Source organism: Enterobacter sp. 186315, assembly GCF_053290175.1.
In genome coordinates this window covers 52618-68454 of record NZ_JBPTTK010000015.1, presented here as the reverse complement: position 1 = coordinate 68454, position 15837 = coordinate 52618, and the positions used below count along the sequence as shown (strand labels likewise).

Annotated in this window: 5 protein-coding genes; all 5 read left to right on the top strand. The window is 62.6% G+C overall.

Going from position 1 to position 15837, the window contains the following annotated elements; genetic code table 11:
• The first annotated feature begins 152 nt into the window (after nt 1–152).
• Nucleotides 153–10298 carry a BapA/Bap/LapF family large adhesin gene (locus tag ACSVHP_RS16425; RefSeq protein WP_447552452.1) on the top strand — a complete coding sequence of 3382 codons (10146 nt, stop codon included), beginning with the start codon at nt 153–155 and terminating at the stop codon, nt 10296–10298.
• Between the two features lie 91 nt (nt 10299–10389).
• Nucleotides 10390–11778: a TolC family outer membrane protein gene (locus tag ACSVHP_RS16420; RefSeq protein ID WP_420536328.1), complete on the top strand. Its 1389-nt coding sequence runs from the start codon at nt 10390–10392 to the stop codon at nt 11776–11778.
• Complete coding sequence (locus ACSVHP_RS16415; protein ID WP_447552451.1) at nt 11775–13961, top strand: type I secretion system permease/ATPase; 2187 nt, start codon at nt 11775–11777, stop codon at nt 13959–13961. The genes ACSVHP_RS16420 and ACSVHP_RS16415 overlap by 4 nt, the downstream gene beginning before the upstream one ends.
• Before the next feature lie 10 nt (nt 13962–13971).
• On the top strand, nt 13972–15141 hold the full coding sequence (locus ACSVHP_RS16410) for an HlyD family type I secretion periplasmic adaptor subunit (protein ID WP_234675692.1): 1170 nt from the start codon (nt 13972–13974) through the stop codon (nt 15139–15141).
• Nucleotides 15142–15535: 394 nt separating this feature from the next.
• Nucleotides 15536–15835, top strand: coding sequence for a type II toxin-antitoxin system RelE/ParE family toxin (locus ACSVHP_RS16405; protein WP_447552449.1), 300 nt, complete (start codon nt 15536–15538; stop codon nt 15833–15835).
• Nucleotides 15836–15837 lie beyond the last annotated feature (2 nt).

Genomic DNA, 15837 nt, shown 5'->3' with positions numbered 1-15837 from the left:
AGCGAGAATAACTATACCGAATAAACACTTTGTCCAAAATTAAGTTTTCCACCTGCATAGCCACTCTTATCGCTGGCGGGCCTCGTGCGCCCTGAAGAAATTAAAAAGAGAGTGGCATAACAAATACCATCGCTGCCGGGAGCCGTAACCCTATGAGCAAAATATCTATTATTTCAAAACTGACTGGCGTAGAAACGACTACCGAGGCCAGTCAGATAACCCTGGAACACTCCTCCATCGTTGAGCTTCACGTTGAACGCTCTGATATTGCGCACTATGCCCGCAGCAATAACGATCTGGTGGTCACCCTGAACTCCGGGGAAACCATCACTATCAAGAACTTCTACGTGGCGGATGCGCAGGGGCTGAGCCAGCTTGTGCTTGAAGAGGGTAACGGCGCGCTGTGGTGGGTTGAAGATCCCGCTGGCGCAGCGACCTATGAATCCATCGCCTCTACGGATGCGCTGGTTGCCGCAGCGGGTGCGGATTCAGCCGAAGGTGGCGCACTGTGGCCGTGGGTGCTGGGTGGTCTGGCCGCAGCCGGGGGCATTGCGATCGCCGCCGGGGGTAGCGGTGGCGGCGGGGGCGGCGGCAGTGACAACGATAATAACAACGGCGGTGAAAATAACGGCGGCGGTAACACCGGTGGGGGTAATACCGGTGGGGGCAATACCGGCGGCGGCAACACGGGCGGTGGAAATACCGGCGGGGGCAATACCGGCGGCGGCAACACGGGCGGTGGAAACACCGGTGGGGGAAATACCGGCGGCGGCAACACTGACAACACCGCACCTGCTGCACCTGCCATCACCGGCGCACAGGATAACGTTGGCTCCATTCAGGGGGCGCTGACCGGTGGACAGAGCACCGACGATACCCGTCCGACCTTTAGCGGCACCGCGGAAGCGGGGGCAACAATCACGATTTATGACAACGGCAAGGCCATTGGAACCGCGGTGGCGGGCAGCGACGGGAAATGGAGCTTTACGCCATCCTCGGATCTGAGCGAAGGCTCGCACAGCATAACCACCACCGCCACCGATGCCGCAGGCAATACCGGCCCCGCCTCGCCGTCATTCACGCTGGTCATCGATACCACGCCTCCGGCCACGCCGGGCGTGCTGAGCGCAAGCGATAACACCACGTCGACCGCCGTACCGATTCTGGGCGGTCAGTATACCCACGCCAGCAGGCCGGTGTTGAGCGGCAAAGGCGAACCGGGCGATACCATCACCCTGTATGACAAAGGGGTGAAAATTGGCGAAACGACGGTTGATGCCAGCGGCAACTGGAGCTTTACCCCAGGCACGGCGCTGTCGGAAGGGGCACACTCTCTGACCCTCACCGCCACCGACCCGGCGGGGAACACCAGCGGCATGTCCCAGTCGCTGAACTTTATTATCGACACAACGCCGCCTGCCACGCCGGATGCACAGATAAACGGTACCGGGGATCAGATAACCGGGACCGCCGAGGCGGGCAGCACCGTCACCATTAAAAACAGCGCCGGAACGGTGATTGGCACCGCCACCGCCGACGGTACCGGGCATTTCACCCTGACGCTCACCCCTGCCCTGACCAACGGCGAAAAAATTACGGTCACCGCGACCGACGAAGCGGGAAATAACAGCACCCCATCCAGCCTGACGGCACCGGATACCACCGCGCCGCAGATCCCGAGCGGCGTTGAGGTGAATCAGGATGGCGACCACGTCACGGGCAAGGCCGAAGCAGGCAGCACCGTCGTGGTGAACGGGGAAGACGGTCAGCCGATCGGCAGCGGCAAGGCCGACAGCGACGGTAATTTTGATATCACCATTTCTCCGCCGCAGAAAAACGGCGAGGTGCTGACCGTTACCGCGACCGACGGGGCGAACAATACCAGCCAGCCCGCGACCGCCACCGCACCGGACTCCACGCCGCCAAATGCCCCGACCGAGCTGGCGATTTCAGACGATGGCACCCAACTGACCGGTAAAGCCGAGCCCGGCAGTACCGTGACCGTTAACAACGGCACCAGCGATGTGGGCAGCGCGAAGGTGGACGATCAGGGCAACTTCACGGTGACGCTCAATCCTCCGCAGGCCAACGGTGAGACCTTAACCGCAGCGGCAACCGATCCGGCGGGCAATACCGGCGGCCCGGCGAGTATCGTCGCACCGGATATCACCCCGGCCCAGACGCCTGAAATCCTCGGCGTGACCGATAACGTGGACGCCTATACCGGCAGCGTGGCGAACGGCGGCGTGACCAACGACAACCATCCGACCATCTACGGCACCGGCGAGGCGGGCACGACGCTCGATCTCTACACCAACGGCAACAAAATTGGTTCGACCACCGTTCTGGCCGACGGCACCTGGAGCTTCCCGGCGGACGTGCATCTGGTTGAGGGCGGAAACGTGATCACCGCCAAAGCCGTCGATGCTAAAGGACAGGAGAGCGGCTGGTCCGCCAGCTGGTCCGTCACCGTTGATACTGTTGCCCCGAACGCTCCGGCGATTAGCCAGGTCATTGACGATGCCAGCGCCAGCACCGGGAACATTACCAGCGGGCAGTTAACCAACGACACCACCCCAACCTTCAACGGGACCGGGGAGCCGGGTGCGACCATTAACGTGGTGGAAAACGGCGCCGTGATTGGCACTGCGCTGGTCGCCCCGAACGGGTCGTGGACATGGACCCCCGCTGACGCCAGCGCGTTTACTACGGGCACGCACAACCTGAGCTTCGTGGCGGTAGACGCCGCCGGGAACCAGAGCACCACCTCAACCGACTTCGTGCTGAACCTCTCAACGGAAGCCCCTGACAAGCCGACCATTGGCGACGTAACCGACAACGTGGGCAGCGTGACCGGGCCCGTTGCCAGCGGGCAACCGACCGATGACACCCAGCCTGAATTCTCAGGCACAACCGAAGCGGGCAGCACCGTTGCCGTGTACGACGGCGACAAGCTGCTGGGCAATGCGACGGTAGACGGCGCCGGAAACTGGACCTTTACCCCGCCGCTGCCGCTTGGTGAAGGCTCGCACCAGATCACCGCCGTCGCCACTAACCCTGCCGGGAACACCACCGCCTCCGACGCGTTCGAGGTAGTGATTGACACCACGGCACCGGACGCGCCGACCACGCCAACCGTGACCGTTAACCCGGACGGCGTGGACGTCACGCTGGAGCCGGGTCAACCGACCCGTGATACCACCCCAACCCTGAGCGGCACCGGGGCTACGGGCGATATCATCACCATCTACAACGGCACCACCGTGCTCGGCACGGCGCAGGTGGGCGAAGACGGCAAATGGACGTGGACGCCTGACGAGCCGCTGCCTAACGGCACCTACAACATCACCCTGACCGCCACCGACAAAGACGGCGCGGGCAACGAAAGCCCACCATCCAACGGGGCGACCATCATTATCGATACCGATCCGCCAGCCGTGACCACAGCACCGATCGTCACCGATAACGTTGATGCCAATACCGGCGTTATCGGCAATAACGGCACCACCAACGATCCGCGTCCGGTGCTGAGCGGCACGGGCAGCGCGGGCGATGTGATCACCGTTTACGACAACTACAACGGCACCAACACGCCGCTGGGCACCGCCACGGTAGACGTGAACGGTAACTGGAGCTTCCAGCCGCCTGCGCTCGGCCAGGGCGATCACACCTTCACCACCACCGCCCAGGACGAAGCGGGTAACGTCAGCGTGGCGGGAACACCTATCACCGTCACGGTCGATACCTTAGCCCCCGCGCAGCCGTCGGATATCACCATCAACGTGCAGGGCACTACCCTGTCCGGGACGGCGGAAGCGGGTTCAACGGTCGAAATTCGCGATGCCAATAACAACCTGATTGGCACCGGCACGGCGGACAGCAACAACCACTTCAGCATCCCGCTGAACGGCACGCAGGCGTCGGGCAATAACCTGACCGTCACCGCGACCGACGTAGCGGGTAACGCCAGCGATCCGACCAGCTATCAGGTCACGGGTACCGTGCAGCCGCCGACCATCGACACCATCATCGATGACGTCGGCAACCTGGTGGGCGACGTGAAGGGCGGGATTTCAGACGATGAATTGCCAACGCTGAACGGGACGGCGGCGGCGGGCAGCACCGTGTCGATCTACCAGGACGGCGCGCTGCTGACCACTATCACACTGGGGGCAACCGAGACCAGCTGGAGCTATCAGCTCACCGCACCGCTGCTGCCTGGCGCACATACCTTTACCGCCACGGCAACGGTCGACGGCGCCACCAGCGATATCTCGTCTGCGGCAACCGTCACCATCGACCTGCTCTCGTTGGGCGTTCCGGTGATTAGCGCAGTGACGGACAACGTGCCGCCGTACGTGGGGCCGCTGACCAACGGGCAGTCCACCAACGACAGCACCCCAACCCTGAGCGGTACGGCTGGCGCGGGCGATATCATCACCGTTTACGACAACGGGCTGGCGATCGGTACCGCGACGGCGGTGGCGGGCGGGGCATGGAGCTTTACCCCCGGCACGCAGCTGGACGGGACGCACGCCTACACCATTACCGTTAATCATCTGGGCAATATCAGCCTGCCGTCCCTACCGTTTGTGGTGAATATTGACACCACGGCGCCGGACAAACCGACCATTGATACCCTTACCGACGACGTTCCGCTGTACGTGGGCGGCATCGACAAGAACGCCTCTACTAACGACACCACCCCAACCCTGAACGGTAAGGCCGAAGCGGGCAGCACGGTGACGGTCAGCGATAACGGCACGGTGCTGGGCACCGCACAGGCCGACGTCAGCGGCAGCTGGACCTTCACCCCGTCGAAACCGCTGGCCGATGGCCCGCACAACTTCACGGTGGTCGCAACCGACGCGCTGGGCAACCAGAGCGTGGTATCGGACGGCTACGGCATTACCATTGCCACCACGCCGCCCGCGCAGCCGACGCTGGACGCGATTCTGGACGACGTGCCGGGCGGCAGCACGGGCACTCTCACCAACGGCCAACTGACCAACGATAACCTGCCGACCCTGAGCGGCACGGGCACCGACGGCAACGTGATCCACATTCTGGATAACGGCGTGCAGATTGGCACGGCGATTGTGAGCGGCGGCCAGTGGAGCTTTACCCCAACCGTTGCGCTGGACGACGGCGTGCATAATCTGCGCGTCTACGCCAACGACGACGCGGGTAACGTCTCCGCCACCTCCCCTGCGTTTGCGATTACCGTAGACGCCACGCCGCCCGCCACGCCGTCCGTTACGGGCGTGCTGGATGACGTCGGCGCGATTACCGGACAGGTCGGCCCTGGCGGGATTACCGATGACAGCCGCCCGACCCTGAGCGGCACCGGGGAAGCCGGTTCGACTATTCACATCAAAGAGGGTGGCAATGAAATCGGCACGGCGGTCGTCACCGCAGGCGGCACCTGGACGTTCACCCCAACCGCCGCGCTGAACGATGGCCCGCACAGCCTGGTGATCTCCGCGACCGACAGCGCGGGCAACACCAGCAACGACACGGTAACGGTGAGCCTCACCGTGGACACCAGCGCACCGGCAGCGCCGGTGGTAGTGACCGTGACGGATGACGTGGGCGCGGTGACCACGCTCGGCAACGGGCAGTCCACCAACGACAGCACGCCGACCTTTACCGGCACGACCGAAAACGGTGCTCAGATATCCATCTACGACAACGGCACGTTCGTTACCCAGGTCACGGCCGACGGCACCGGAAACTGGACCTGGGCTCCGACAGGATTCACCGAAGGCAGCCACAGCCTGACCTTTACCGCCACCGATGCCGCGGGCAACGTGGGCACGGCCTCCACGCCGTTCGTGGTGGTGGTTGACCTGACGCCGCCAGCGGCCCCGGCCATTACCCAGGCGGTGGATGATTTTGGCGCGATCCAGGGGGCGCTCGGTACCGGGCAGATCACCGACGACGCCCAGCCGCTGCTGAAAGGCACCAGCGAGCCTGGCGCGACCATTAATATCTACGAAGGAACGCAGCTTCTGGGTACCGCCACCGCCGACGGCAGCGGGAACTGGTCGTTGCAGCTCACCGCTAACCTTAGCGAAACCACCCACAGCCTGACGGCGGTGGCGGTAGACGCGGCGGGTAACGCCAGCGATCCGTCCGCGCCATTCCTGATTACCATAGACACCACCCCGCCAGCGCCGCCGGTCATTTTAACCGTCGCGGACGACGTGGGGACGACCACGGGTAACCTGACCAACGGCCAGCTGACGGATGACAACAGGCCAACCCTCAGCGGTACGGCGGTAGCCGGCTCGGTGGTGCGGATTTACGACGGCTCCACCCTGCTCGGCAGCGTGGTCGCCACCAACGGCAGCTGGAGCTTTACCCCAACCACGCCGCTGGCCGACGGTTCGCACACCCTGAGAGCCACCGCCAGCGATCCGGCGGGTAACGTCAGCGGCGACTCCAACACCTTTACGCTGGTGGTGGATGCAACCGCGCCAACGGTCCCGGTCATCACCTCTATTGTTGATGATATCGGCACCATCACCGGACCGATTATCGGTTCGAACCCGACCAACGACACCCAGCCAACCCTGAACGGCACGGCGGAAGCCAACAGCGTGGTGAGAATTTACGACGGCGGAACGCTGGTCGGCCAGGTGACGGCGGATGCCAACGGCAACTGGACCCTGCCGCAGACAACCACCGTGCTCGGCAACGGCCAGCATGACTTCACCGTGACCGCTACCGACGCCGCAGGCAATACCAGCGCCGCCTCGCCAGTCACCTCAATTGTGGTGGACACCCTTGCACCCGCCGTTCCTGGCGGACTGGCGGTACTTAACGTGGGCACCCGCGTAACGGGTACGGCGGAAGCGGGCAGCACCGTGACCATCACCACCAGCGGCGGTACGGTACTCGGCACCGCCACGGCGGACGGTAACGGCAACTTTACCGCCACCATCAGCCCGGCGCAGACCAACGGCGAAACGCTGCTGGCCTTCGCCACCGATAAGGCGGGCAACGCCGGCTTAACCTCGTCGGTGATCGCACCGATTACCGCCCTGCCTGGCGCGCCGGTCATCAACACCGTGACCGATGACGTCGGCACGATTAAAGGGACGCTCAGCAACGGACAGAGCACCGACGACACGACCCCGACGCTGACCGGGACTGCCCAGGCGGGCGCCACGGTCACCCTGTTTAACAACGGGGTGGCGATGGGGACGGTGGTGGCGGACGTTAACGGCAACTGGACCTTTACCGCACCCGCGCTGAGCGAAGGGTCACACGCCTTCACCGCGACCGCCACCAACGGTACGGGCACCGGGCCGGTCTCCGGCAGCATCGCCGTGGTCGTCGACACCACCGCGCCGGGCGTGCCGACCGGGACCTTTAACGCCGACGGCAGCGTGCTCACCGGGCAGGCCGAAGCGGGCAGCACCGTAACCATTCGCCTGCCGGACGGTACCACCTACACCACCACCGCCAACGCCAGCGGCGCGTTCACCCTGAACTTTGCCAACAAGCAGACCGAAGGGGGGACGCTGACCCTGAGCGCAACCGACGCCGCAGGGAACACCTCGCTGGCGGGGCAGGTCATCGCCCCTAACCTGCCGCTGTCCGCCGCCAACAACCTGGACGAGCTGAACTTCACCACCACGGCGGCCGTCACCGACGCGCAGTACAGCGATTACGGCCTGCTGCTGGTGGGTGCGGTAGGCAATGTCCTCTCGCTGCTGGGGGATAACAGCGCCCAGGTCACCTTCAACGTTGACCCTGGCGCGTCGGCGAACATCAACATCAACGCCTACGGAACCGGCGCGGTGCTGAGCCTGCTTAACACCATGCAGATTGTGGTACAGCACTGGGATGCGACCAACAACGTCTGGACGACGGTGGTGGACTCCGGCGCAAACAACGCGCTGAACCTGCTTACTCTCGGCGCGAACGGCGTGTCGCTGAACCTGACCGGGCTGGCCGAGGGGCAGTACCGGGTGTTGACCTACAACACCAGCCTGCTGGCGACCGGCGCTTACAGCAGCCTTGACGTGGACGTCACCCAGACCAGCGCGGGCACTATCGTCGGCAGCAACCTCAACGTTGCGGGTAACGTGATCACCGATAACGACGCGGTGTCCGGCAGCGATAACGCCCCGTCCGGCACGCTGGTCACCCAGGTGACGAACGCCCAGGGACAGGTCACCAACATCAACGCCACCGGCACCACCGTGGTTCACGGCCTGTACGGTGATTTAACGATTAACGCCAACGGCAGCTATACCTACACGCTGACCACCACCAGCGCGAGCGCCAACGGCCGCACGGAGAACTTCACCTACACCATCGCCCACAACGGCGCGACGGCCAGCGCCCAGCTGGTGATTTCGCTGGGTACCAGCGCCGGAACGCCTGTTGCCCACGCCACGGCGGTGGATGATGCGGCGAGCTTCGTCTTCGATACCAGCGTTCACGCCATCGACAACGGCACCTCGTCCCAGGGCGGGTTCACGGTGGTCGGCGTCGGGCTGGGTAACGTGCTGAGCCTCGACGTGCTGAGCAACCTCAGCAACCCGATTATCTACAACGTCGATCAGGGCACCACCCGCACCATGACCTTGCAGGCGAACGTCGGCGGCGTGGCTATCGGCTCGGTGTTTGACCTGTACGTCTACAAGTTCAACGCCGCAACCCAGACCTATCAGCAGTACCGATACGAGAAGAGTTGGCTGACCGCGCCGCTGCTGGGCGGGACCTCCAGCAAGCTGACGGTCGACCTCCCGGCGGGCCAGTACCTGTTCCTGCTGAATACCGCCTCGGGGATCACCGCGCTCACCGGGTATACCCTGAACGTGCTTGAGGATCACGTTTACACCGTATCCAGCACCGACGGCGCCACCAGCGGTAACGTGATGGCAGACGACATTCTGCCGACCGGTATTACGGCGACGGTGACGGAAGTGAACGGCGTGCAGGTGAACGCCACCGGGATCACCACCGTTCAGGGGCTGTACGGCACGCTGACCATCGACTCTCAGGGTAACTACAACTACACCCTGAAAGCGGGCACCGGAGCCGACAAGATCAGCACCCCGGATACTTTTGTCTACACCATTACCGACTCCACCGGGCATAAGGACAGCGCCTCGCTCAACATCACCCCAACGCCGCACGCGCTGGATGCCATTAACGACGTCAGCAAGGAAGTGGCCGTCGATGCCACCCAACACATTGCGGCCTGGAGCGATACCACCGTCGGCAGCGCCAGCTGGACGACGGCGCTGCTGAGCACTACCCGCGCCTCCGGCAGCGGCACCTTCGTGGTGGATCCGAATACCGCGCTACACAACGTGGTGCTGCACTTTGATATCTCCTCGCTGCTGCCGCTGGGCGGGCTGGGCGTGACCTGGTCCATCACCATGCAGGGTTCCGCCACGCCGATTGCCTCCAGCTCGTTTACCGGTGGCTCCACCACCATCAACCTGAGCGGACTGGACCTGGAAGCGGGCACCTATACCCTGAACTTTACCGGTACGGCGGGCCCGGTCAGCGTAGGCGGGATCACCATCACCCCTTACGTCACCGGCACCTCGGTGTTCCTCAATAACTTTGAAACTACCGCCGGTCATCAGGTGACGGGGAATATCTACGACGGTACGGACTCCCAGGGGGCGCTGGATCAGCTGGCATCGGTGAATACTCGTCTGAGCGTGACCGGATACGACGGGCACGTCACCACGCTCGATCCTTACACCACCAGCAACGCCAGCGCGTCGATTGTGGGCCATTACGGCACGCTCTCGATTGGCGTGGACGGCAGCTATACCTACACGCTGAACAACGGGGTGTCGCTGGCTTCCATGACCAGTAAGGAGGTCTTCAACTATACCCTGACCGGCGCCAACGGCCAGACGGATACCGCCTCGCTGACCATCAACCTGGCACCGCAAATCACCAGCACTAACCATAACGATATCGTCACCGGTAGCGCCTATGGCGACACGCTGATTTACAACGTGCTTAACACCGCCGCGGGCAACGGCACGGGGGGCAACGGCACGGGGGATCACTGGACCAACTTCTCCATTTCGCAGGGCGACAAGATTGATATCGGCGATCTGCTGGTGGGCTGGAACGGCCAGACCTCGACGCTCGGTAACTATCTGCACGTCACCGCGAGCGGGAACAACACGGTGATCTCTATCGACCGCGACGGCACGGGAACGGCCTACGCCAATACCAACCTGGTGACCCTGGACAACGTTCAGACCACCTTCGACGAACTGGTAAACCAGCACCACAACATCATTACCTGACAGTACGCAAAAAAATGACCCGGGCGCTCGCCGCCCGGGCATAAACAAAAAAGCGGTACGTTTTTATTAGGGACATGACATGAGAAAAAGAATGCATTGGGGGTGGCTGTCGTGCTGCCTGGTTGCTGTGCCCGTATTCAACGCTCATGCGGTAGTCATCAATACCGAACAGCTGAGTGCTGAACAGGAATTGCCCTCTCTGGAAGGCCGCGTGGCGCTTCCGGCCAGTAAAACCCCACCCGGCGTGCTGATGATGGACGACGCCGTGGTGCGCGCCGTGTCCTGGCATCCGACCATCAGCGAAGCGGTCGGCAAACTTTATGAACAGTCATCGCAGGTCGACGTTGCCAAATCCAAATACTATCCGCAGGTCAATGCCGGAATGGATAACGGCTACACCCATGACGGCGGCGACTCCGGCTTTACCCCCTCTCTGGTGTTATCCCTCTCGCAAATGCTCTACGACTTCGGCAAGGTCGCCAGCCAGGTGCGCGCCGAAAACGCGGGCGTCGCCCAGCAGCAGGCCAACGTGCTGGTGAGCATTGATACCATCGCCCACGATACCGCCACGGCGATGGTGCAGGTACAGACCTGGCAGCAGATGGTGGAGACCGCCCGGGAGCAGCTCGACGCCCTGAGCGCCATCGGCAAATTAACCAAACAGCGTAACGACGAAGGGGCGACGTCGCTCTCGGACGTGGTGCAAACCGACGCCCGTATCGAAGGCGCACGCGCCCAGTTGATGCAGTATCAGGCTAACCTCGACAGCTCCCGCGCCACGCTGATGAGCAACCTCGGCTGGAGTTCGCTCGGGGCCATCAGCAACGACTTCCCGGACAGCATGAAGCGCAGCTGCGATATCGCCGAGCCGGACGATCGTCTGGTGCCTGCGGTACTCGCCGCCTGGGCGCAGGCGAACGCGGCGCAGGCGAATCTGGACTACGCCAACGCCCAGATGACGCCAACCATCTCGCTGGAGCCGGAGGTGCGCCACTATCTTAACGACAACTATGCGGGGCACGGCTCGCTGGATCGCACCCAGTACTCCGCGTGGGTGAGGGTCGAGATGCCGCTTTACCAGGGCGGCGGCTTAACCGCGCGGCGAAACGCGGCCGGACACGCGGTGGAAGCGGCGCAGTCCACCATTCAGCGCACCCGCGTGGACGTGCGGCAAAAGCTGCTCGAATCCCGCAGCCAGGTGATGAGCCTGCTCAGCACGCTGCAAATTCAGTCCCGCCAGGAATCCCTGAGCGCCCGCACCCGTGAACTCTATCAGCAGCAGTATCTTGATCTCGGTTCGCGCCCGCTGCTGGACGTGCTTAACGCCGAACAGGAGGTGTATCAGGCGCGCTTCACCCAGCAGCAAACGATCGGGCAGCTGCATCAGCTCCAGCTTAACTGCCTGTACAACACGGGCCGTATGCGCCACGCATTCAGCCTGGATAACCGCACGATCCAGTCCGTGGAGATCCAGCCATGAAGGATACCGATATCCCGAACAATGAACCGATCCCGGACGGCAAGCTGGAGCAGTGGGCGCAGGCGTTTGGCTATGTCGCCGACCACTACCGCGTGGCCTGTTCACCCGGCTCGCTGATGGCGGGCGCGCCCTGGCTGCGCGGCAAGCCGATGGTGACCGCGCTGACCCAGCTCGCCCGCGAGGCGGGGCTGTCGCTTCAGTTTCTGCGCAGCGGCGAAGAGACCATCAACAGCTGGCGTCTGCCGGTGGTGGTGGAGCTGAACGAGGGCAAGATTGGCGTCATCGAACACTTTGACGGCGAGGACACGCTGGAGATTTGCTTTATCGGCAGCACGCCGGAGAGTAACCGCCTCTCCCTGACAGCCCTGCTGCCCGCCATCCACCACGTTGTCGCCCTGCGTCCGCTGGCGGCGCTTAAAGACAGCCGCGTGGATGCCTATATCTCGAAATATCGCCCGGACTGGCTCTACCGCCTGGTGATGCGCGACCTGCGCCCCTACACCTGGGTGATGCTGGCGGCGCTGTTTATAAACGTGCTGTCGCTGTCCGGCGTGGTCTTTTCGATGCAGGTGTATGACCGGGTGATCCCCGCCCAGTCTTACCCGACCCTGTACGTGCTGACGATCGGCGTACTGATCGCCACCCTGTTCGGCTTTGTGCTGCGCATCGCGCGCGGGCACATCATGGATCTGCTCGGTAAACGCGCCGATCTGCGGGTGTCAGACCGGGTATTTGGTCACGCCCTGCGGCTGCGCAACAGCGCCGTGCCGCGCTCCACCGGGAGCTTTATCTCCCAGCTGCGCGAGCTGGAGCAGATCCGCGAGATGGTCACCTCCTCCACGATTTCCACCATTGTCGATCTGCCCTTCTTCCTGCTGTTCGTGGTGGTGCTGGCGATCATCGCCCCGCCGCTCGCGTGGATAGCCCCGGTCGCCGCCGTGCTGATGGTGCTGCCCGGCCTGCTGTTGCAAAAAAAGCTGGCGACGCTGGCGAAACAGTCCGCCCACGAATCGACCCTGCGCAACGCGGTGCTGGTGGAGAGCGTGCAGGGGCTGGAGGATATCAAGCTGATGCAGGCGGAAAACCGCTTCCTGCAACAGTGGAACAGCTATATCCAGATCACCGCGGAATCCGGCCTGCGCACCCGCGAGCTGAGCCAGGGGCTGATCAACTGGGGCATGACCATTCAGAGCCTGGTGTACGCCGGGGTGATCGTGGTCGGCGCGCCGATGGTGATCGAAGGCACCCTGACCACCGGTTCGGTGGTGGCGGCGTCGATGCTGGCCTCGCGGATGATCGCCCCGATGGCGACCCTGTGCGGCGTGCTGGCGCGCTGGCAGCAGGTGAAGGCCGCCAAAGAGGGGCTGGACAGCATCATGCAGCTGCCCACCGAGAACCAGCGGGAAGAGACGCCGATCCGCCAGGACGTGCTGCACGGCCACTACCTGTTCGATCAGGCGCAGTTTCGCTATCACCCGGAAGATCCGCGCATGGCGCTGCGCATCAACCGTCTGGAGATCAAGCCGGGCGAGAGTATTGCCATCTTAGGGCGTAACGGCGCGGGGAAATCGACGCTGTTGCAGGCGCTGGCCGGGGGAATGGATCTGGCGAGCGGCGAGCTGCGGCTCGACAACCTGAGCCTGCCGCATCTGGACGTGGCCGATCTGCGGCGCAACGTCGGCTTTATGACCCAGAACGCCCGCCTGTTCCACGGCACGCTGCGCGAAAACGTGACTCTCGGCCTGCCGCGCGCCACCGACGAGGCGATCTTTGAAGTGCTGGAGATGTGCGGTGCCGCGAGCTTTGTGCAAAAGCTGCCGAAGGGGCTGGACTACCCGATTATGGAAAACGGCGTGGGGCTGTCGGGCGGCCAGCGCCAGTCGATTCTGCTGGCGCGAATGCTGCTGCGCGATCCGAACATCGTGCTGCTTGATGAGCCGACCGCCTCGCTGGATGAACACACCGAGCGCGAGTTTATTCAGCGTCTGGGCCAGTGGCTGGGCAACCGCACGCTGGTGGTCGCCACCCACCGCGTGCCGGTTCTTGAACTGGTGGAGCGCGTGGTGGTGCTCAAAGAGGGGATGCTGGTGATGGATGCGCCGAAAGCGCAGGCCCTCAGCAACAGCCGTATGCAACAGCAGGCGAACGGACGGGAGTGGAAAAATGAAAACCAGTCAGCATGATGCCACCACGATGGAGGATCTGGATAACGCGCTGGATTCGGAAACCGGCTACTCCGGCGCGCGGCGCATTGTTATCTGGACCCTGCTGCTGTTTATCGTCACCGGTGTGTGGGCCTGGTTCGGCATTCTGGATGAAGTCTCTACCGGGACGGGCAAAGTGATCCCCAGCTCCCGCGAGCAGGTTTTGCAGTCCCTCGACGGCGGGATCCTGACCGAGCTGAGCGTCCACGAGGGCGATCAGGTGCAGGCGGGACAGATCCTCGCCCGCCTCGACCCGACCCGTTCTGAATCCAACGTCGGGGAAAGCGCCGCCCGCTACCGCGCGTCGCTTGCCTCCAGCGTGCGCTTAACCGCCGAGGTGAACGACAAGCCGCTGATCTTCCCGGAATCCCTAAAGGCGTGGCCGGATCTGCTCGCCACCGAAACGCACCTCTATAAAAGCCGCCGCGCGCAGCTCGACGATACCCAGCGCGAGCTGAACTCCGCCCTGAGCCTCGCGAACAAAGAGCTGGCCATCACCGAGCGTCTGGCAAAAAGCGGTGCCGCCAGCCACGTCGAGGTGCTGCGCCTCCAGCGCCAGAAAAGCGATCTGGAGCTGAAGCTCACCGACGTGCGTTCGCAGTATTACGTGCAGGCGCGCGAGGCGCTCTCAAAGGCCAACGCCGAAGTGGATATGCTCTCGGCGATCCTGAAGGGACGCGAAGACTCCGTGACGCGCCTGACGGTGCGCTCCCCGGTGCGCGGGATTGTGAAAAACATCAAAGTGACCACCATCGGCGGCGTTATCCCGCCCAACGGCGAGCTGATGGAGATTGTCCCGGTGGACGATCATCTGCTGATTGAAACCCGCCTGTCGCCGCGCGATATCGCCTTTATCCATCCGGGGCAAAAGGCGCTGGTGAAGATCACCGCCTACGATTACGCCATTTACGGCGGGCTGCACGGGGTGGTGGAAACGATCTCCCCGGACACCATCCAGGACGAAGCCAAGCCGGAGGTATTCTATTACCGGGTGTTTATCCGCACTGGGCAGGATTATCTGGTGAATAAGGCCGGACGACACTTCTCGATTGTGCCGGGGATGATTGCCACGGTGGATATCAAGACCGGAGAGAAAACGGTGCTGGATTATATGATTAAGCCGTTTAACCGGGCGAAGGAGGCGCTGAGGGAGCGTTGACGGGGGCTGGTTCGAGGTTTGGGTGTAGGCACCAGACCGCAGCAGAATCGCCGGGATTTGATGTGGGAACGGGTTTTCCCCCTCTCCCCGTGGGAGAGGGCCGGGGTGAGGGCATCAGGCCTCAGCAGAATCGCCGGGTGTTGATGTGAGAGCCGATTTTCCCCCTCTCCCCGTGGGAGAGGGCTGGGGTGAGGGCATCAGACCGCAGCTGAATACACTACCCTTTGCATATTTCCTGAAGCCGCCTCTCAGGATCTCGTTTCTCTTTTATAAAACGCTTCCACGCAATCCCGAATCGCGTAAAACTACTAAACTTGTTAATAAATGCACTTGCACACAGTGCAAGTGTGCAATATTATTATTTGAGCTTCACGGAACGGAGCGTCTACCCATAATGATTCATCATTTCCGAGATCAATGGCTTGAGGATTTCTTTCTTTATGGAAAGTCAGCCAACGTTATCCCCGTCAACCTGGAATCTGTACTCGCGAGAAAACTGGACATTATCCATGCGGCCACCTCCTATAAAGATCTGCAATCGCCACCGGGCAACAGGTACGAAGTTTTAAATCCGCCGCTATCAAACTTCTCCTCGATTCGCGTGAACAGACAATATCGACTGGTGTTCATATGGAACGAAGGTAAAGCCGAAGATCTCTATCTTACCGCCCATAAATATACCCTACACAAATGAGG